We start from the raw sequence: 19,437 nt of genomic DNA, 5'->3' as shown, positions 1-19,437 counted from the left end.
TCAGCCGATCATGTCGTAGCCGAGCTTGCCCACCATTACCACGACGACCACCAGCAGCACCACGCGGACAAATCCCGCGCCGCGTCCGAGCGCCATATATGCGCCGAGCTGAGCGCCCGCGATGTTCGCGACACCGAGCGACAGGCCCAGTAGCCACAGCACGTGGCCCTGCGACGCGAAGACGATGAGAGCACCGACATTGGTTCCCGAGTTGAGCACTTTGGCGGTGGCCGAGCTTTCCAGGAACGTCATTCCCGCGACGGCGGTCAGGGTGATGATCATGAACGTCCCGGTGCCCGGGCCCATGATTCCGTCGTAGAACGCGATCAGGATGGCCGCGACCGCGAGCGCGGCGACCGTGGTGGCCTTGGTGCGCGCGGTGCCCGCCGTCGCGGTGCCGAACTGTGGACGGGTCGCGACGAACACTCCGACGGCCACCAGCAGCACGAGCACCACGGGTTTGAAGACCGACACCGGTAGCCGCGAGGCGGTGTAGGCGCCGGCGCTGGAACAGGCCGCGGCGAGCACGAATGCTCCCAGGAGAGCGCGCCAGTTCAACGGGGTGCGCGGGAAGAGCCGGACGGCGGCCGAGGACGTGCCGGCCAGCGCGGCGAGTTTGTTGGTTCCCAGCGCCGTCGCGGGAGTCATCCCGGGAAAGACGAGCAGCAGCACGGGGATGAGGACGAGCCCGCCACCACCCACCACCGCATCGACCCAGCCCGCGGCGGCCGCTGCACTGAGAAGCAGCGTGAGTGTTGGGGCATCCACGAGGTCAGAGATTATCCAGTCGCGTGAGCGCCGGAGGGAGAGTGGTTGCAGATTCAACTACCCGCGAAGAATGTTTCCCAGAGACGGAACCAAACAGCCGTTGACGGACTCGTACTTCACCGACGGGCAATAACGCTTAGAAGGGGAGACAAAAGTGGTGGTATCGGTGGAGGTTTCAGACCTCCGAGGATGGTCGAAGCAGGTGAGCCGCGCAGGTGCAGACATGTACGCGGGCAACGACTATGCGGAGAAGTACCTCAATGACGCCAATTTCGGCAAGATTCTGGAGCTGATTACAGGCGAGTACCGGGAACTTCTTCCGAAGGTGCAGACCACCCTGGACACCGACGGTGAACGCCTGCGCAAGTCGGGTCTGGCGCTGGAGTATGCGGCGGACGACTACCATCAGCGAGACCACAACTTCGCTTCCGAAATCGCGAAAGCCGATGGTTCCCTGGCGGTTACCGATGACGGTGTGGCGAGTGGATTCGAGGATGTTACGACCGGTGCATCCCATCTCATGCCGCCTACTTCTAACGGTCAGCAGTTGCCGGAGGTGTCCTTGGGGATGCTTTTCGACACGATCTGCGACGTGATTATTAAGGTGGGCGGGCCTGATATCCGACAGTCACTCACCAGTTTTATCGCTGGAGACGTGAGTAAGGCCGCGACCCAGGTTTCGGCATGGCAGCATCTGGCCAGCTGCGCCGAGACCGTCCGCCAGAATCTAGAGCGAGGCCAAACCGCCATCACGAAGACGTGGACCGGGAATGCTGCGACCGCGCAGTCGGCCTACTTCCAGCGCTGGAACGGGTCAATCGGTGGTCAAAAGTCGGCCCTGGAGCAGATGGGAAACTATCTTAAAGACGCAGTCGAGCAGGCCGTGTCATTCGCGCAAGTGACCATCGACATCGTCAAGACCGTGATCAGTCTTGTCTCAGCGGCATGGAGTAATGCGGCGATTCCATTGTGGGGGCAATGGAAGGCAATTAAGACGGTGAAAGAAGCGATCACCACGCTCAACTCTGCGAGAAAGGTCTTGATGGTCTTTATGAATCTATTGAAGTCGATCGTGGACTTCATCAAGGCTTCGTATCTCGTGTTCACGAGCGAGTCGCTTCCCCCAGCACCCACGGCAGGCGGATAACAATGCCGGTCGTCGATCACAGCGCACGTATTGCGGCTGCGCTGGCTAGCGTCCGAACTGCGGTCGGAGAAGCCGAAAGTCAGCTCCAAGCTTTCAGGTCGCAGAATCAGGTGCCGGCCGAGGTTCTTCAGCAATTGCAGTCCAAGTCGATCGAGGGTGAACTTGGTTCGGACATGCGGTCGGCCGCGACTCTGGTGGCGAGCGGGCAGGAAACGTGGTCTCGGTTGTTCAGCGGGGTGTCCCCCAACTCGGGATTGCTTGTAAGCCACATCAACAAAATGGTCGCCGAGAATGCGGCAGCGGCTCAGGGCTCGGTGAGCAGCGATCCGGCGTGCCAGCCACCGCCGGGTGCGATCTGACCAGGCCCAGGAAGAGGAAGAGTTGCTATGACCGACGAGGACGGCCTGAGAGACAACGTGGTGGAACAAAAGCACGAGGTGTCTGAACCATCGCGCCGTGATGTGGCGCGTGCCGCGGGCTGGGGGTTGCTTGCGTTATCTGAAGGCTTCATCCGCCAACTGTTCGTGGAGATAGTCCTTTTTGCGAGTTGCATCGTGGTGGTGATGTGTCTGATTTCCGGGCAGACCTGGATGAAGATTGGGGGCGTTGCGCTCGGTATCGGCACGTTGGTAGCCATCGTATTTGCGCTGCGGAAGAAGTTGACGGTGAGGCAGCAATGGCTACTTGCTGTGCTGCTGGGCGTCATCGATGTCGCGATGATGGCAGTGGGATGGAAACTGGGCGTGTGGTCAGTGCACGCTGAGTAATGGTTGCGACGACCTAGTTCCGATGGACTCGAACCGTCGTGTGGACGAACCGCCGCGGCGGTGGATTCTGGTACTGCTGCAAGACATCCTGCGATATCTGCTTATGCAGGCTGTGCTTCTGTACAGTCTTGTTGCCGCGGCCATGTCCATGGCGTCTGTGTATGTTGCGATGAAGGCGGCAGGAGTCGCTCTAGGGATAGTGGTGGCGATTCTCGCCATTTGGATATGGGCAGACCGCAAGGCGCGTGTCCGCCAGTGGTGGATGATCGCGGTGCTGTTGGTATTGAGCACCTTGCTAATGATCGCTGGGTGGCAGTTGGGCAGCCTGTGAGTGCACGAGCAGGGATGTCGTCTTGGGTTCGGTCGGGTTACAGGGTTTGAATCGCGTATGGAACCGAATCGCTGTGGTTCCCCTCCTAACTATGTGAACCGAAATCAGCGCAGTTTCTGCCTCCGCGGTTATCCACATGCCCCAAGAAGGCGGAACGCGCGGAGCCGTCGCGGCCTCGTATCGGGTATGGATTACTGCTTTGGTATCGGAGACGGGAGCGTCACCGCGTGGGATGCACCACCCAACGCCGATCTTGACGGAGATGGAGTCATGGACGCGGTGCGTCTGGATTTCGACGGCGACGGGTTGTTCGACGACGTGATGTGGGATTCGGACGGTGATGGCTCGGCGGACCACAGCGTCCTTGACGTGGACAACGACGGCAGGCCGGAGACCTACTTCACCGATGATGGCTTGGGCACGTGGGCGTTTCACGTGGAACGGAGCGGATCTATCAGCTGGTTCGGTCTTGACGGGGTTGAACACGCCGGCGGCGCAGCAGATATCGATGGGGACGGGAAGCCCGAGCAGCTAGTCGACGCGGACAACGACGGAGATGCTGAAAGAGCCTTCCGGGCAACCGATTCAGGCACTTCCGTGTATGCGGACACCACCGGTGACGGCCACTGGGATGTCGAACTCACCGATGCGGACGGTGACGGGATTGCCGATGTCGCCCGGCCACTCGGACCACCGCGTCCGTCAGCGGAGAATGCGGTCGAAGGCGCGCCCTAGCGCCTCTGTCCAGCCGATGGTGGGGTCAGACTCGTCGGCGACCCAGGCGGGATGATCGATGCTGAGCCGTTCGTCACAGGTGGTGACGAAGAAGCTCGGTGGAAGTGTCGTGGCCCGTAACCCGATGCGCCGGCCGCGGACGGTGGCGCGGAAGTCGTGTGTGCGCAGTCCCTCCGGCAGAGGCAGCGTCGGTATCCGACCCCAGTTCGTGACCATGAGTGGATTCTCGAGCGACTGGTGCTGCAGCTGTGGCCGGCGCAGAAATACCTGGTGCACAGTGTGATCCGCAAGGCCACCGGCCAGAGAATCCAGGACGGCACGAGCCAGGCGCAGCGGGTCATCATCGGGTACGACAGTCAGAATCGCGGTATCGGCACCCTGGATCACCGTCCCTTGCGCCGCGTCGATGGGTACGTCCGTCCGTGTGCGCAGCTCCACCGACGATGTCAGGCCAAACGTGACCGGGCCCTGCGACCGTGAAAGCGCATGAGCGGCCAGCACAATCGCGGCGCACACGACTCCGTGCACGGTGAGGTCGGCCGCGCGGGCCGCGTCGAACAACCCGTGGTCTGCTCGCGCCCGAGCCGAGTGCGCCCGTGCCGAACCACGACCGTAGGGTCGACCGTCGTTTCTGCTCGCGGCGCCGGGGGCTCGCCGACCTCGGGTAGGACGTATCCGCGCGTGGCAAGGAACTGCTCCAGCGACAGGGCGAGTGGATACGAGCGGATGGCCCCGGCCGACCCCGTCTCGACCGCGCGGGTGTAGTACGCGCACAACACTTCCAGATAGCGCAGCGAGGCAACCGCGTCGGCGATGCTGTGATGGGCCAGCAGCGTCAATCGAAAGTCGGTGCCGGTCTGTGCCACGTCGATGGCGCAGACCGTGTCGGGGTCGGCGATGGTGAACCCTGCCCGGGGAAGGGCGGTGGATGCACCGATCTGCAGTGCGGGCGGAGGGGGGGCGTATCGAAGCACGTACCCGTGCCCAGCAGGTACGATCTGCGCGGACAGCATCGGGTAGCTCGCCAACAGCGCGCGGAAAGCTGTTGTCAGAGCGTCAATTTTGAGAGTGCCGGTGCCGAACGCCGAGTACGCCACGGTGCTGCGGTTGCCCGCGAACATCGCTTCCGAGGGATACAGCGGGCGAATGGTGGCCCCGGTGTTCACCCCCGGCCGGTGCCGGGCGGGCCGGCGAAGGCCTGTGCGATGGACAGCCATTTCTCCGCGTCCTCGCCGGTGGCCTGCAGATCCAGCTCGGCGCGCGGACGCCGTTGGGTCACCAGGTAGCAGAAGTGCAGTGCCGATCCGGTGACACGCTGGGAGGCTTCGTCGGGGCCCCACGTCCAGGTATCGCCGTCGGGTCCGGTCAGCTCGACGCGGAACGGCTCGGCGGGGGCAGCCAGCGAGTGCACGGAGTACGCGTAGTCACGGGTCCGAACACCCAGGTGTGCAATCGATTTCAGGCGGGCGGTGGGCGTGGGGACCACGCCGAGCGCGTCCGCGACGTCAAGGGCATGGGCCCACGTCTCCATCAGGCGTGCGGTGCCCATCGAAGCGGAGCTCATGGGAGGCCCGTACCAGGGGATCTTCACGCCGTCGGGCACCGCGCGCAGCGCCGCATGCAGTTGGTTACGCGTATCGCGCCAGTGGGCCAGCAGCTCGTCCGGGGGAGTCTGGGCGGTCTCCTCGGCGGCCTTGTCCACGAACCCGAACGGATCGGCCATGGCCTTGGGCAGTTCGTTGGCGAAGCCCTCGGGATCGGTGACCGCCAGCAGGGACTGCGCGTCGGTCCAATGCAGATGGGCGATCTGATGGGCGATGGTCCAGCCGGCGGCGGGGGTGTCGCGGGCCCAGCCCTCAGTGGACAGGGGAGCTACCAGGGTGTCTAGTCCATCGCTCTCGTCGCGCAGGTCATCGATGACAGCGTCAGCGGTCGAGGTCACGGGCGTGTCCTTCCGGGTCGGGTTGGCTGGATTCGGCCGGGCTGGGCCAAAGGGTCCGGGTCATGTGCACGATCAGGCCGATCAAGTAGATCACTGCCCCGGAGAAGGCCAGCCAGTGCGACTGCGTGATGAAGGCCGCGGCCACGCTCATCGCGCCGGTGAAGGTGACCCAGAAGAGTGAGTCCTGTACGGCGAAGACGTGCCCCCGCAGGGCGTCATCGACATCGGTCTGCATGCCGACGTCGGCGCACAACTTGATCACCTGCCCGGCCATCCCGAGTCCGAACGCGGCAACCAGCACGATCGGCACGTACAGACTCGAGGCGATCAGCTGCAGCACGACAGCGCCGCCGAGCGCCATTCCGAGGGTGCGGCCGCGCCCGAAGCGCCGGAGCAGGGCAGGGGTGGATACCGTCCCCAGGAATGAGCCGATGCCGGTGCACGCCAGGAACAGTGCCGCGGCACCGATGCCCGCGAACAGTGATGCGTTGTTGCGCACCAGCACCAGGACCAGCAAGGTATTGATGCCGAAAACCATGCGATGGGCGGCCAGACCGATAAGCGCGTCGAACACCGAGGGCGTGCCGACAATGGTGCGGGCACCGTGTAGCCAGCCGGTCGCGACCGCATAGAAGGCCGAGCCGTGCACGGCGCGCACGCTGTCGTCGGGACCCAATCGGTCGCCCGGAAAGCCGGTGGCCACCCATGCTGCGGCGACGGTCGGCACGATCACCAGGAATATGACTGTGGCAGAACCCAAGTCCCCCGCCCCGAAGGCGGCCCGCAGCATCAGCATGAAGTTGGCGCCGACGAAGGTGGCCGTGGCGCCCACCGCGGTCGCCACCGAGTTCATGGTCGCGACCTGGTCGCGGGGCACCACATGGGGGAGGGCGGCCGAGAGACCCGATGTCACGAACCGGGTGACCCCGTTGACGATCAGCGCACCGAGCAGCAGCACGACATCGTCTGCGCTGAAGGCTAGCTCGATACCGACGAGGGCCACCAGCAGTACGCGGATCAAGTTGGCGCAGATCAACACCGTGCGCCGGTCCCAGCGGTCCAGCAGCGCACCCGCGAAGGGACCGATTGCCGAGTACGGCAGGAACAGCACCGCGAACGCGCCCGCGATGGCCCACGGCTCGGCCTCACGCTCCGGATTGAACAGCAACGCTCCGGCCAGCCCGGCCTGGAAGAGGCCGTCGCTGAACTGGGTCAGCAGCCGCACCCAGACCAGCCGCCCGAAGTCGGGGAGATCGTGGATTGCGTGCCACAGGCTCAGCGGCGAGTGGCGCGCAGTCATGTGAGTCGCTTTCGTATATCTGGATCGGGCTACGGGAATTAGGCGGAGCGCTTACGCCCACACTACAAATGTGTAGCGGTTGGTCGAGCACAAGTCATGAAACGGCAAACGATGTCATGATGTTGAGGTGGCGCACGGGGACGAGCCCGACGAGGGCGAGGCATATGGCGAGGGCTACATGGCGCCGCCCGCACACCGTCTGCGGGCGGGCACCTTGCTGGTCGCCAACACGAATCTGTTTGAGCCGACGTTTCGGCGCAGTGTGATCTTCATCGTCGAGCACAATGACGGCGGCACCTTGGGTGTGGTGCTGAACCGTCCCAGCGAGACCGCCGTGTACAACGTGCTGCCGCAGTGGGCCAAGCTCGCCGGCAAGCCGAAGACAATGTTCATCGGCGGTCCGGTCAAACGCGATGCGGCCCTGTGCCTGGCGATGCTGCGGGCCGGTGTCAGCATCGACGGGGTGAAGGGTCTGCGTCACGTGGCGGGCCGCATGGCCATGGTCGATCTGGATGCTGAGCCCGACGACATCGCCCCGCTGGTGGAGGGCATCCGGGTCTTCGCAGGCTATTCGGGGTGGACGATCGGCCAGCTCGAGGGGGAGGTCGAGCGCGACGACTGGATCGTGTTGTCCGCGCTGCCGTCCGATGTGCTCACCGACGCGAGTGGTGATCTGTGGGCGAAGGTGCTGCGCCGTCAGCCGCTGCCGTTGTCGCTGTTGGCGACGCACCCCATCGACGTAAGCCGCAATTAGACCTACAGGTCGTCACCCACCGACGGATCGGATGGGATGACCGCTCGGCAGAAGTCCTCACCGAACGGCGTCAGGTGAATGCTGCGGCGAACAGTCTTGTGTGCGCGGCCCGCGCGGCGGCACGCCGCTACCACGTCCGGCTGCACCTCCAACACCTGATAGCGCTCGGCAGCAACTGATTCCGGAGACGCCCGGACCAGGCCGAGCCGTACCAGATTGTTGGTGTAGGCATTGTTGCGATCGGTGTAGCGGCAGCCGGAGCGTTCGGCGACCATCGAGAGACCCTCGGCGATCATCGCCGAGCCGACGTCGAACGGGCGGCTGGTGCGGACGTCAACTACCGGTTGCGCGCCGTGCGCGGCCAGGAACCGCAGGATGCGCGCTTCATCGGGTGCCAGCTGATTGATGATCCGGGCGTAGGCAGGATGGGTGTCTTCTACGTCGGTGACATCGGCTGAACGCCGCAGCAATTCGGCACCGCGCCGGCGTAGTTCATCGCAGTCGGCGGAGCCGGACTCGGTGATGTCGATGGTGACCCGCGACGGGGCGGGCCGTTGCGGTTTGGCGAGGGTGAGCCCCGAGGAATCGTTGGTCGGCAGCTGCAGCGCGTCGCGCACGGCGCCCAGCACATGCTCGGTTGCCGACAGGGCTATGTCGGTGGCCGAGCGGCCGGCCCGGACATCGTCGATGATCTTGGTGCCGGTGGTGGTAGCGATATCGGCCGACCACTTCACCCCGCGCCACCAGGTTTTCGCGGCCAGCATCGCGACCCCTTGGACCACGCGATCGGGCCGGAGCTCACGATTGTTGTGCGCGGGAACGGGCGTGTTATCGGTCATCGGGCATCATCTTGTCAGGTCGATTCGGGGCACGTGTCACCCCGCCGGCGGGAAGATCAGCAGGTGCGCCAGGCCTCCGGCTGCACCAAGGACCGCGCCGTGTACGAACAGCAACCACTCGTCCTGCTTGACCGCCGAGCGCAGCAACTCGTTGAAATCGTCGAGTGAGAGCTTGTGCATCTGGGTCGAGACGAAGGCGCCGATCTTGCCTTGGCGTTGCTTGTTGAACTCGGGATCGGAAAACGCAAGCGGCGCAAAGCCGGTTGCCTCGATCGTGACCGATTCGGTGATCTGGTCGTATTGGCGCCGGCCAACGGCTACCCGAATGGCCCGCCGCGCGGGTCCGAGTGCTTGCTCCAGTGCCGGCCGGATGCCATCGGCCAGCATTTGTCTGGTGCGGTCCGACCGTGGCCCGTTGAGCATCTCGTTGCCGATGTTTTCCAGGGTGATGACGTTCTCAGAGATGGTGCGCGCGTACTCCTCGGAGATCTCCGACTTGCGCTTGATGAACAGCCCCTGGCGCCACGGCACCCACTTGTTGGGATGGACTGGTTCGAAAATCATGGTGATGCCGAGGTAATTGACGATGTACCCGATGATGATGCCGCCGAGCGGCAGCACGATCCATGGAGTCCACCAGTGGTGCGGAACCGAGTGCAGGATGGCGACGAGTACGAAGCCCATGGGATAGCCGAAGTAGAAGCCGAAGTTCTGCATGAACTGCAGTTCCTTGTGCCCCATGGTCCGGAAGATGTCGTTGAGCAGCTTGGGATGAGCGGTGAGGTACCGGATGATCATCAGCTTGGCGTCGACGAGTTGCCCGATGTTCTCGCCGATTTGATCGGTCATGTTCTTGACGATCTGCGGCAGCTGATTCTCGATGCGCTTGAACATCATCTCCCGCAAGGCGGGCGGCAGGTTGTGCCACAGCTGCGGGTCCTCGCGCTCCATGATTTTGGTGATGACGCTGCGAATCTCTGATTTGGCAATCAGTGCAAGGTGATTGGCAATGAGGTCCGGTTCGAGCTGCTCGTAGAAATCCGAGATGCTACCGAGCTTGGCAAGGCTCTTGTCGACGGCGATGCTGGCCATCTTCTCCGCGCGTGATGGCACGATGCCCTGCCATCCGAATCGGCCGTCGGAGGTGATGGCGGGGATTACCTGTACGCGGCGGGGCAGGAACGCGTAGAGAGTGCGCAGCCCGGGGATGCGCCAGCCGTAGAAACGCAAGGGTGCGAACAGCATCAGCACACCGGTCCAGTTGGTGATGTAGCCGATGATGCCGGTGAACAAGGGCACCGTGAGCAGGTCCACGATCAGTTGATCGTCGCGATAGATGTATGCGGCGATGCCCGAGGCGAGCGTGAGAACACCAACGAGGATGAACTTCACCATCTGCTTGGTGTCTTTCACGGCTCCCTTTCTGACCACGCCTGTCTACGAGTGCCCGGGAACATAACACCAAAAAATGGGTCGACATGGGCGAATACGGATCACATTCAGATGAGGTAGCGCCGAGGTGTCTAAAGATTGGACACGTCAGGGCCGAGCGCACACCGATGATTCGGCACGTCCGGCACTGGGGCATCCGCCGCACGAACTGCCGCATCCGCCGCCCGAGGACGACATCTGTTGTGCGGCGGTGGTGTAGCGGGCCACCTGCCAGGCCGCCGCACCCACTGTCACGATGGCGGCAGCGCCGCACACCATCAATCCCACCAAACCGATTGCGGTGGAACCGAATAAGGCCGCGAGCGCGCCCGCCGCGAGAATCAGCGCGGCCGCCGCCTGCGCAGGTGCAAGCATGCGTTGAGGGCTGCCGTGCGGCGCCCGCAGAAACGCCGTCGCCGACAGCGCACCCAACAGCCCGGCGAGGGCAATGGTCACGATGGCGGCGATCAGCACCCGCTCAGTTTAAGCGGGATGCGAGCCCGCTTACGCCGCGGGCGGTGCCGGCGGTACCGGCGCAGGCAGAGTGGGCAGCGGTGGCAGACCCGGGATTCCCGGCGCCGGCGCAGCCGGCGCGTTGGGGTCGGTGCCCGGAGCAGGGGTTACGGGCGCTGCGGGCAGCGCATCCGGATCGGCGAGCGCGTTGGGGTCGGCCACCGGCGCGGTGACGGGGGTGCCCTCACCGAAGCGCAGACCGTTGACGATCAGGTCGGTGGCGGGAGCCTCGGCGATGGCGTTGCCGACGGTCGTGGTGACGGCCAGCTGAACCAGGTAACGGTCCTTGCCCTGCGTGATGATCACGGCGCGGCGCGAGGTGTTGAGGGTTTCACCGTCTTGGCGGAAGGTGCCTTCCACGACCGAGGACGGGAAGCCCTGGTAGGTGACCAGCGAGGCGTCGGTCGGCTGCCAGCCCTGCAGTGCCTTGACCTCGACGGGGCCGTGTGAGACGGCCTCGTTGGTGTCGAACTCACCGACGAGCTTGCTCATCGTGACCTGTGCGTTGGACTGGTACAGCCCGGTGCCGTTGGCCTTGCTCACGATCACCTGGTACGCGTTGGGAACGTTGGGATCCGGCACGTTCGCCCAGTTCGCCGGTATCGGGATGCTGACACGCGGTGCTCCGTGGCTGTTCTTGGTCAGCGGTTCCAGCTTGACGTTCTTGGAAGCGAAGAACTCCGTCAGCGTGCCATCGGCGGCGGGCGCGACGCCGTTGATCGGCGGGGCGGGCTGGAGCGGGTTCGTCGACGCCGTGGGTGCGGTCGCCGGCGCGGCGGCTGCGTTGGGGGCGGCGGCTGCGTTGGGGGCGGCGGGGACCGCCGCCGGTGCGACGGGAGCCGACGTGGCCGCGTTCGGAGTGGCGACCGGTGCTGGAGGCGCCGGCTGCGGGTCCGCCAGCGCGATGGCGGTGGTCCCGGCGAGCAGTGCCGCGACGGACGCCGTGGCCGCCGCGAACCTGACTGAATACCGTGTGGTCGTCACCTTCTCTGTCCTTCCGGCTCTGTCGAATGCGTGGTGTGTGAGTTGTGGACGACAACCGTGAGCGCGGGCACGCCGACCACGATGTCGACAGGTGGGCTCTCGGTTGTAGCGGTCCCGAAGTTAATAAGCGCAGCTGAGAAAGCACCCCGGACACCCCCGGAAGTGGCCGGATTGTGACCAGAGTGATTAACTCTCGTCGCCAAACCGGCGATTTCTGTTCGCTGAGCTGCCGCATTTACCCTTGATGCGTGACTGAAGCCCAGCAAGACGCCGCCGATACCCCCGAGCATCGCTACACGGCGCAGCTCGCCGGGCAGATCGAGCGTCGTTGGCAACAGAGCTGGGCCGACCGCGGCACGTTCCACGTCCCGAACCCCGTGGGCTCACTCGCGCCGACCGATGGCACGCCGATTCCCGCCGACAAGATGTTTGTGCAGGACATGTTTCCGTACCCCTCGGGCGACGGGCTGCACGTCGGGCATCCGCTGGGCTACATCGCGACGGACGTATACGCCCGCTTCCACCGGATGCGCGGCGCCAACGTGCTGCACGCGCTCGGGTTCGACGCGTTCGGTCTGCCCGCAGAGCAGTACGCGGTACAGACCGGCACCCACCCGCGGGTCCGTACCGAGGCCAACATCGTCAACTACAAGCGTCAGCTTGGGCGGCTCGGATTGGGCCACGACTCGCGCCGCAGCTTTTCGACCACCGATGTCGACTTCTACAAGTGGACACAGTGGATTTTCCTGCAGATCTATAACGCCTGGTACGACGTCGAGGCCCAGCGTGCCCGCCGGATCGATGAGCTGGTGGCCGAGTTCGATTCCGGCGCACGTACGCCGGCCGACGGCACGGTGTGGAGCGAGCTGAGCGATGGCGAGCGCGCCGACCTGATCGACTCGTATCGCCTGGTGTACCAATCCGATTCGGTGGTCAACTGGTGCCCAGGATTGGGTACCGTGTTGGCCAACGAGGAGGTCACCTCGGACGGCCGCAGCGAACGCGGCAACTTCCCGGTCTTCCGTAAGCGGTTGCGGCAGTGGATGATGCGGATCACCGCGTATTCGGACAGGCTGATCGACGACCTCGAATTCCTGGACTGGCCCGACAAGGTCAAGACCATGCAGCGCAACTGGATCGGTCGATCGCAGGGTGCGTCGGTGTTGTTCGCCGTCGCCGGTGTGGGTGATATCGAGGTGTTCACCACCCGGCCCGACACGCTCTTCGGTGCCACCTACATGGTGTTGGCCCCTGAGCACCCACTGGTGGACAGCCTGGCCGGTGACACCTGGCCGGAGGGAACAGACGCGCGCTGGACCGGCGGGCAGGATTCGCCGCGCGCGGCGATCGAGCAGTATCGCCGCTCCATCGCCGCCAAGAGCGACCTGGAACGTCAAGAGAACAAAGAAAAGACGGGCGTATTCACCGGGGCGTACGCCACCAACCCGGTGAGCGGTAAGCCGGTGCCGGTCTTCATTGCCGACTACGTGCTGTTCGGTTACGGCACCGGGGCCATCATGGCGGTGCCCGGCCACGACCAGCGTGACTGGGACTTCGCGCATGCGTTCGGTTTGCCTGTGCAGCAAGTCATTTCCGGTGGCGATATTACCGAGTCCGCATACACGGGCGACGGTCCGCTGGTGAACTCCGATTACCTGAATGGGCTGGATATCGCCGCTGCCAAGGCGGAGGTGACGCGCCGGCTGGTGCAGGACGGCCGCGGCGAATCGCGCATCGAGTACAAGCTGCGCGATTGGCTTTTCGCACGCCAGCGCTATTGGGGCGAACCTTTCCCGATCGTCTACGGCGAAGACGGGCGACCCCGTGCGCTGGGTGAGGGCGCGCTGCCCGTCGAGCTGCCGGAGGTCGAGGACTACGCACCGGTGTCCTTCGATCCCGACGACGCATCGAGCGTGCCGTCGCCGCCGCTGTCGAAGGCTACCGATTGGGTGAACGTCGAGCTGGATCTGGGCGACGGGCTCAAGCGGTACACACGGGACACCAACGTGATGCCGCAGTGGGCGGGCAGTTCGTGGTACGAGCTGCGCTACGCCGACCCCGATAACGCGGACGCGTTCTGCGACAAGGAGAACGAGGCCTACTGGCTGGGTCCACGCCCGGCTGAGCACGGCCCGGATGATCCCGGAGGCGTCGACTTGTATGTCGGCGGCATGGAGCACGCCGTGCTGCATCTGCTGTACTCGAGGTTCTGGCACAAGGTCCTCTACGACCTCGGACATGTCAGCTCCCGCGAGCCGTACCGGCGGCTACTCAACCAGGGCTACATCCAGTCGTACGCCTACACGGATGCGCGCGGCATGTACGTGCCCGCCGCCGAGGTGGTCGAGGAGAACGGAACGTTCTTCTGGCCCGGTCCCGACGGGAAAGTCGAGGTTAAGCAGGAGTTCGGCAAGATCGGAAAGAGCCTCAAGAACTCGATCTCGCCGGATGACATCTGTGACAACTACGGTGCGGACACTCTGCGGGTATACGAGATGTCGATGGGCCCGCTGGAGTTGTCGCGGCCCTGGGCGACAAAGGATGTCGTTGGCGCGCACCGATTCCTGCAGCGGGTGTGGCGCGTGGTGGTCGACGAGGAGACCGGCAAGATCCGGGTTACCGAGGACGACCTGACGAGCGAGGACACCCTGCGGGCGTTGCACAAGACGATCGCCGGAGTCTCCGAAGATTATGCGGCCCTGCGTAATAACACCGCGGCAGCCAAGTTGATCGAGTACACCAACCACCTCACCAAGGAGTATCCGGAGGGTGCCCCGCGTGCCGCGGTGGAACCGCTGGTGCTGCTGCTGGCGCCGCTGGCGCCGCACCTGGCCGAAGAGCTGTGGAGCCAGCTCGGACGCGATGAGACCCTGGCTCACGGCCCCTTCCCGGGATTCGATGAGCGGTGGCTGGTGGCCGATACCGTCGAGTACCCGATTCAGGTCAACGGCAAGGTGCGCGGCCGGATCACGGTGGCTGCCGATGCACCGGCGGCCGATATCGAGGCGGCGGCCCTTGCCGAGGAGAAGGTGCTGGAGTTCCTGGCGGGCGTTACCCCGAAGAAGGTCATCGTGGTCCCCGGGCGCATGGTGAATCTGGTCGTTTAGTTCTGGCGCACCACGATCTGGTGCACACGAGCGTCGCGTGGCAGCTTCACGGCATCGACGATCAGCTGCGCGACGGACTCGGGGCGCATGTACTCATCCGGGTTGTATACGCGCCCTTCATGTTCGGTGAGTTCCTGCTGCATCGGGGTGCTGATCCGGCCGGGATGCACCGAGGTCACCCGCAGCCGTGGCTCCTCGGCCCGCAGCACATCGGCGACGCCGCGTAATGCGAACTTGCTCGCAGAGTAGGAGCCGATGCCCGGGTGTGCGTTGATTCCCGCTCCGGAATTGACGAACACCACGTCGCCCTGTGCCGCGCGCAGGGCGGGAAGCAGGGCCTTGGTCAGTGCCACCGGGGCTAAGACATTGACGTCAAAGGTTTTACGCCAGTCCGCCAACTGCGAATCGGCGATCGTCGCCGGATAGGACACCCCGGCGTTGTGCACCAGTACGTCGAGTTCGTCGATGCCGGCGGTGGCCGCCAGCAGTGCGCTCTCGTCGCCCAGGTCTACCGGCCATGCTGTGGCCTGCAATTCGTCGGCCAGTGCGTCCAGTCGCGTGGACGGGCGGCCTCCCAGCAGGAGTGCATGGGTGGGGGCCAGGGCACGTGCGATGGCAGCACCGAGACCGCCGCTTGCGCCGGTGATGAGAGCGAGGGGCATGCGCGCCAGGCTAGCCGCCTTCCGTCGAATGTGGACTTTTGGCGGCGTCTACTCGCACTTTCACACCAAAAGTCGGCTTTCGGCGAGAGGGAATGGGCGGGTACGCCGCACAATGGACGGATGCCGTCCCACCCGATGTTCACCCCCACGCAGTTGGCCGCACGTGCGGCATACCTGCTGAGGGGAAATGACAGGGGGACGATGACCAGTGCCGCCCCCAAGTTGTACCCCCATATGTGGAGCTGGGACGCGGCATTCGTGGCGGTCGGCCTGGCGCCGCTGAGCGTCGAACGCGCCGTCACCGAATTGGACACCCTGCTTTCCGCGCAATGGGCCAACGGGATGATCCCGCACATCGTCTTCGCCAACGGGGTCGACGGATACTTTCCGGGACCCGCGCGCTGGCGCACCTCGGAACTGGCGGTGAACGCGCCGTCGAACTACCAGACATCGGGCATTACCCAGCCGCCGGTGCATGCCATAGCGGTGCAACGCATCCTGGATCACGCGCGCCGCCGTGGCCGGAGTGCGCGCGGCATCGCGGAGGCGTTCCTGGACAGGCGCTGGGCAGACCTCATGCGGTGGCATCGGTGGCTTGCCGAGACTCGCGATCAGAACCAGCACGGCCGCATCACCCTGTATCACGGCTGGGAATCGGGGATGGACAACTCGCCGCGCTGGGACGGCGCGTACGCCAATGTTGTTCCCGGAGAGCTGCCGCCGTATGTGCGGGAGGACACCGCGATCATCACCGACGCCTCGCAGCGCCCCAAGGACTCCGAGTACGACGTCTATCTGTGGCTGCTGGAAGAGATGAAGTCGGTGGGCTACGACGATGCCCGGCTGCCGGACGTCATGAGCTTCGTCATGGAGGACGTGTTCGTATCGGCGATCTTCGCGGTGGCCTGTGAGGTGCTGGCCACCATCGGTGAGGAGCATGCGCGCCCGCGAGCCGATGTGCGTGAACTGCACGGCTGGGCCGAGCGGTTCTGCGCCGGGGTAATCGACACCACCGAAGAACGTAGCGGTGCGGCAAGGGATTTCGACGTTAAGACCGGCAAGTGGGTGGCGACCGACACGGTGGCCATGTTCGCACCGCTGCTGTCCGGGGGGCTGCCGCGTCCGCAGGAGTTGGCGCTGCTGCGGCTGTTGGAAGGACCACGCTTCTGCGGCCACCCCGATCTGCGGTACGCACTGGTGCCGTCGACGTCGCCGGTGTCCCGGGACTTTCGTCCGCGCGAGTATTGGCGGGGTCCGGTTTGGCCGGTGCTCACCTGGCTGTTCTGTTGGGCGTTCGAGAGGCGTGGATGGAGTGAACGTGCGTTCCTGCTCCGGCAGGAGGGCTTGCGGCAGGCGGGTGACGGTTCCTTCGCGGAGTACTACGAACCGTTTACCGGGGCGCCGCTGGGCAGCATGCAGCAATCCTGGACGGCCGCAGCGGTTCTGGACTGGCTGGGCTGAGCGCTCAGTCTTGTCCGGCGAGGCGCCGCAGCAGTGGCGTCATCCGGAATGCCACCAACTCGTGCATGGCAATCGCGATCGACGTGCGCGTGATGCCGGGGATATCGAGGATGTTCCCGGCGATTCGGTATAGGTCGTCGCTGTCGACGGCCACCACCTTGATCATCAGATCGTCGGCGCCCGCCAGCCCGTGCACCTGCACCACCTCCGGCACGTCGGCCAGCGCCACGCCTATCCCCTTGAGCTGATGCTGGTCGATGCGTGCGGTGACGTAAGCCGTCATGGGATAGCCCATCGCGCGCGGCACGATCTGGTGGTCGATACCGGCCAGCGCCTCGTGCTGGTCCCAGCGGGTCAGCCGGGCCTGCACGGTGTTGCGGGACAGATTCAGTCGCTGCGCCAGCTCCACGCCGGACGCTCGGGGTGTTTGCGTGAGCGCGAGTAACAACTTCGCATCAGTGGCGTCCAGAGTGGTCATAGAGCGCAGTATCGCACAGAATTGACCACAAGAGCTGGGCACTATGCACAATGCGACACGCATCGGTTGCGCAGTATGACTATCTGATGCACTGTGAAGCAAGACACACCTCTGGGGTGACGGTCAGGCATGGACAGTGCATCAGATGGTTAGCGAGGCGGGTATGGAAACCATCCAGCTCCTGGATCCGGAGGGCAACCGGGTCGAGGATCCGGCGTACGCGCCGCTGGTCGCGGATATCGACGACCAGCAGCTGGTCGCGCTCTACGAGGACATGGTCGTGGTTCGCCGCATCGACACCGAGGCCACAGCGCTGCAGCGTCAGGGTGAGCTCGCGCTCTGGGCACCGCTGCTGGGTCAGGAGGCCGCTCAGGTCGGCTCCGCGCGTGCGCTGGCACACGATGACTTCGCCTTCACGAGTTTTCGTGAGCACGGTGTCGCCTACTGTCGCGGTATCGAACCCACTGCCATGCTCCAATTCTGGCGCGGTTCAACGCAGTCGGGCTGGAATCCTCGCGACCACAATGTCACCACACCGGCGATCATCGTCGGAGCGCAGTCGCTGCACGCCACCGGATACGCGATGGGTGTCAAGTTCGACGGCGCCGATGCCGCGGTCATCGCGTACTTCGGCGATGGCGCGACCAGTCAGGGCGACGTGTCGGAGGCTTTCGCCTTCGCGTCGAGTTTCGGTGCGCCCGTGGTCTTCTTCTGTCAGAACAACCAGTGGGCCATCAGCGAGCCGGTGCGGGTGCAGAGTCATCTGCCACTGGCCGCGCGTGGCACAGGATTCGGTGTGCCGGGAATCCAGGTGGATGGCAACGACGTGCTCGCGGTGATGGCGGTGACCCGCGCGGCGCTGCGGCGCGCGCGCGAGGGTAGCGGGCCCACCCTCGTCGAAGCGGTCACCTACCGGATGGGGCCGCACACCACCTCCGATGATCCGACCAAGTACCGCAACTCCGCCGAGCTTGACGAATGGCGTGCCAAAGACCCGCTGTCGCGGGTGGAGAAGTATTTGGAAAGACTGGGCGTCCTGACAGATTCGGAGAAGCAGCGCATCGCGGCCAAGGCCGATGCCGTGGCCGCCGAAATGCGCGCGGGATGTCTCGGCACCATCGAGCCGACCGCCGCCGACATGTTCAACCACGTATACGCAGAACCGCATTCGCTTGTCGCCGCGGAACGGCGCGACTATTTGGAATATCTTGCGGGCTTTGAGGATGAAGGGATCGCATCATGACCAGAATGACCATGTCCGGCGCCCTGAACGCGGGTCTGCGTGCGGCCCTGGAAGACGACGACAAGGTGATCGTCATGGGGGAGGACGTCGGCAAGCTCGGCGGGGTCTTCCGGGTCACCGACGGGCTGCAGAAAGACTTCGGCGACCATCGAGTCATCGACACGCCGCTCGCCGAATCCGGAATCATCGGCACCGCGGTGGGTTTGGCCATGCGTGGATATCGCCCGGTGTGCGAGATCCAATTCGACGGCTTCGTGTACCCGGCTTTCGATCAGATCGTCAGTCAGGTGGCCAAGCTGCACTACCGCACCAAGGGTGCGGTGGGCATGCCGCTGACCATCCGCATCCCGTTCGGCGGCGGAATCGGTGCGGTGGAACACCATTCGGAATCACCGGAGGCCTACTTCGCCCACACCGCGGGCCTACGGGTGGTGGCGTGTGGATCACCCCAAGATGCCTACGACATGATCCGCCAGTCCGTGGCGTGCGACGACCCGGTCATCTTCTTCGAGCCCAAGCGGCGCTACTGGGAGAAGGGTGAGGTCAACACCGAATCACAAGACCTACTCCCACTATCGTCCGCCCGCATCGTCCGGCCCGGTACTGCGGCCACGGTGGCCGCATATGGCCCGATGGTCGCCGTCGCCACGGCCGCGGCGGAAATGGCCGCGGCCGAGGGGATGTCGATCGAGGTTGTCGATCTGCGCTCCCTTTCGCCGGTCGACTTCGAGACTCTGGAGACCTCGGTCCGCAAGACGGGCCGACTGGTGGTGGTCCACGAAGCATCGGTGTTCATGGGATTGGGCGCCGAGATCGCGGCACGCATTACCGAGCGGTGCTTCTACCACTTGGAGGCGCCGGTGCTACGGGTCGGTGGTTTCGCTCTCCCGTACCCCGCCAACAAGGTGGAGCACCACTTCCTGCCCGATGCGGAGCGGGTGATGGACGCCGTCGACCGCGCTATCGCCGTATAGG

21 protein-coding genes are annotated in these 19,437 nt (G+C 64.7%); 10 read left to right on the top strand and 11 right to left on the bottom strand.

Annotation, left to right across the window (positions count from 1 at the left end):
• Nucleotides 1-747: a sulfite exporter TauE/SafE family protein gene (locus MSTE_RS24725; protein ID WP_162291739.1), complete on the bottom strand. Its 747-nt coding sequence runs from the start codon at nt 745-747 to the stop codon at nt 1-3.
• A 175-nt stretch (nt 748-922) separates the two neighbouring features.
• Here MSTE_RS24725 and MSTE_RS24720 point away from each other — a divergent pair, with 175 nt between their 5' ends.
• From MSTE_RS24720 to MSTE_RS24700, 5 genes are all read left to right on the top strand, one after another.
• The gene (locus MSTE_RS24720; RefSeq protein WP_096505204.1) at nt 923-1,915 is read left to right on the top strand and encodes a WXG100 family type VII secretion target; all 993 of its coding nucleotides are present in this window, start codon (nt 923-925) and stop codon (nt 1,913-1,915) included.
• 110 nt (nt 1,916-2,025) lie between these two features.
• Nucleotides 2,026-2,274, top strand: coding sequence for a hypothetical protein (locus MSTE_RS24715; protein ID WP_157997750.1), 249 nt, complete (start codon nt 2,026-2,028; stop codon nt 2,272-2,274).
• Nucleotides 2,275-2,301: 27 nt separating this feature from the next.
• The gene (locus MSTE_RS24710; protein ID WP_096505200.1) at nt 2,302-2,682 is read left to right on the top strand and encodes a hypothetical protein; all 381 of its coding nucleotides are present in this window, start codon (nt 2,302-2,304) and stop codon (nt 2,680-2,682) included.
• Between the two features lie 40 nt (nt 2,683-2,722).
• Nucleotides 2,723-3,013 carry a hypothetical protein gene (locus tag MSTE_RS24705; protein WP_096505198.1) on the top strand — a complete coding sequence of 97 codons (291 nt, stop codon included), beginning with the start codon at nt 2,723-2,725 and terminating at the stop codon, nt 3,011-3,013.
• Between the two features lie 186 nt (nt 3,014-3,199).
• Nucleotides 3,200-3,748 carry a pullulanase gene (locus tag MSTE_RS24700; RefSeq protein WP_096505196.1) on the top strand — a complete coding sequence of 183 codons (549 nt, stop codon included), beginning with the start codon at nt 3,200-3,202 and terminating at the stop codon, nt 3,746-3,748.
• Here MSTE_RS24700 and MSTE_RS25925 read toward each other — a convergent pair.
• From MSTE_RS25925 to MSTE_RS24685, 4 genes are read right to left on the bottom strand one after another with little or no spacing between them, the layout of a single operon-like run.
• Nucleotides 3,716-4,264: a phthiocerol/phthiodiolone dimycocerosyl transferase family protein gene (locus MSTE_RS25925; RefSeq protein WP_408645839.1), complete on the bottom strand. Its 549-nt coding sequence runs from the start codon at nt 4,262-4,264 to the stop codon at nt 3,716-3,718. The two genes, MSTE_RS24700 and MSTE_RS25925, sit on opposite strands and share 33 nt — an antisense overlap.
• A complete protein-coding gene (locus MSTE_RS25920; RefSeq protein WP_408645838.1) occupies nt 4,195-4,914 on the bottom strand; it encodes a hypothetical protein in 720 nt (239 codons plus the stop codon). The genes MSTE_RS25925 and MSTE_RS25920 overlap by 70 nt, the downstream gene beginning before the upstream one ends.
• On the bottom strand, nt 4,911-5,690 hold the full coding sequence (locus tag MSTE_RS24690) for a TIGR03084 family metal-binding protein (RefSeq protein ID WP_096505194.1): 780 nt from the start codon (nt 5,688-5,690) through the stop codon (nt 4,911-4,913). The genes MSTE_RS25920 and MSTE_RS24690 overlap by 4 nt, the downstream gene beginning before the upstream one ends.
• Entirely contained in the window at nt 5,674-6,990 is a 1,317-nt protein-coding gene (locus MSTE_RS24685; protein WP_096505192.1) for an MFS transporter, read from the bottom strand. Before MSTE_RS24685 ends, MSTE_RS24690 begins: the two co-directional genes overlap by 17 nt.
• A gap of 127 nt (nt 6,991-7,117) precedes the next feature.
• Here MSTE_RS24685 and MSTE_RS24680 point away from each other — a divergent pair, with 127 nt between their 5' ends.
• Nucleotides 7,118-7,744, top strand: a complete 627-nt coding sequence (locus tag MSTE_RS24680) for a YqgE/AlgH family protein (protein ID WP_096505190.1) — start codon at nt 7,118-7,120, stop codon at nt 7,742-7,744.
• A gap of 2 nt (nt 7,745-7,746) precedes the next feature.
• Here MSTE_RS24680 and MSTE_RS24675 read toward each other — a convergent pair whose 3' ends face one another.
• From MSTE_RS24675 to MSTE_RS24660, 4 genes are all read right to left on the bottom strand, one after another.
• Nucleotides 7,747-8,583 (bottom strand): DUF4393 domain-containing protein, encoded by an 837-nt coding sequence (locus MSTE_RS24675; RefSeq protein WP_096505188.1) that lies wholly within the window; start codon nt 8,581-8,583, stop codon nt 7,747-7,749.
• Nucleotides 8,584-8,619: 36 nt separating this feature from the next.
• A complete protein-coding gene (locus MSTE_RS24670) occupies nt 8,620-9,996 on the bottom strand; it encodes a hypothetical protein (protein ID WP_096505186.1) in 1,377 nt (458 codons plus the stop codon).
• A gap of 126 nt (nt 9,997-10,122) precedes the next feature.
• Nucleotides 10,123-10,488 (bottom strand): hypothetical protein, encoded by a 366-nt coding sequence (locus tag MSTE_RS24665; protein WP_096505184.1) that lies wholly within the window; start codon nt 10,486-10,488, stop codon nt 10,123-10,125.
• 30 nt (nt 10,489-10,518) lie between these two features.
• Entirely contained in the window at nt 10,519-11,511 is a 993-nt protein-coding gene (locus MSTE_RS24660; RefSeq protein WP_096505182.1) for an LpqN/LpqT family lipoprotein, read from the bottom strand.
• A 248-nt stretch (nt 11,512-11,759) separates the two neighbouring features.
• On the opposite strand from MSTE_RS24660, the gene leuS reads away from it, so the two are divergent.
• A complete protein-coding gene (gene leuS, locus MSTE_RS24650) occupies nt 11,760-14,618 on the top strand; it encodes a leucine--tRNA ligase (RefSeq protein WP_096505180.1) in 2,859 nt (952 codons plus the stop codon).
• On the opposite strand, the gene MSTE_RS24645 is transcribed toward leuS, so the two are convergent.
• Entirely contained in the window at nt 14,615-15,280 is a 666-nt protein-coding gene (locus MSTE_RS24645) for an SDR family oxidoreductase (protein WP_096505178.1), read from the bottom strand. The two genes, leuS and MSTE_RS24645, sit on opposite strands and share 4 nt — an antisense overlap.
• A gap of 120 nt (nt 15,281-15,400) precedes the next feature.
• On the opposite strand from MSTE_RS24645, the gene ggh reads away from it, so the two are divergent.
• Entirely contained in the window at nt 15,401-16,741 is a 1,341-nt protein-coding gene (gene ggh / locus MSTE_RS24640) for a glucosylglycerate hydrolase (RefSeq protein ID WP_096505176.1), read from the top strand.
• Between the two features lie 4 nt (nt 16,742-16,745).
• Here the strand turns inward: ggh and MSTE_RS24635 are convergent, their stop codons facing one another.
• Nucleotides 16,746-17,219: an Lrp/AsnC family transcriptional regulator gene (locus tag MSTE_RS24635; protein WP_030097660.1), complete on the bottom strand. Its 474-nt coding sequence runs from the start codon at nt 17,217-17,219 to the stop codon at nt 16,746-16,748.
• A 163-nt stretch (nt 17,220-17,382) separates the two neighbouring features.
• Here MSTE_RS24635 and pdhA point away from each other — a divergent pair, with 163 nt between their 5' ends.
• Nucleotides 17,383-18,462: a pyruvate dehydrogenase (acetyl-transferring) E1 component subunit alpha gene (gene pdhA / locus MSTE_RS24630; protein ID WP_096506369.1), complete on the top strand. Its 1,080-nt coding sequence runs from the start codon at nt 17,383-17,385 to the stop codon at nt 18,460-18,462.
• 11 nt (nt 18,463-18,473) lie between these two features.
• Complete coding sequence (locus MSTE_RS24625) at nt 18,474-19,436, top strand: alpha-ketoacid dehydrogenase subunit beta (protein ID WP_162291738.1); 963 nt, start codon at nt 18,474-18,476, stop codon at nt 19,434-19,436.
• The last annotated feature ends 1 nt before the right edge of the window (nt 19,437 follow it).

Source organism: [Mycobacterium] stephanolepidis (assembly GCF_002356335.1).
Lineage (GTDB): Bacteria > Actinomycetota > Actinomycetes > Mycobacteriales > Mycobacteriaceae > Mycobacterium > Mycobacterium stephanolepidis.
Note: the sequence above shows the minus strand (reverse complement) of the source record. Positions and strands in the feature narration are given on the sequence as shown.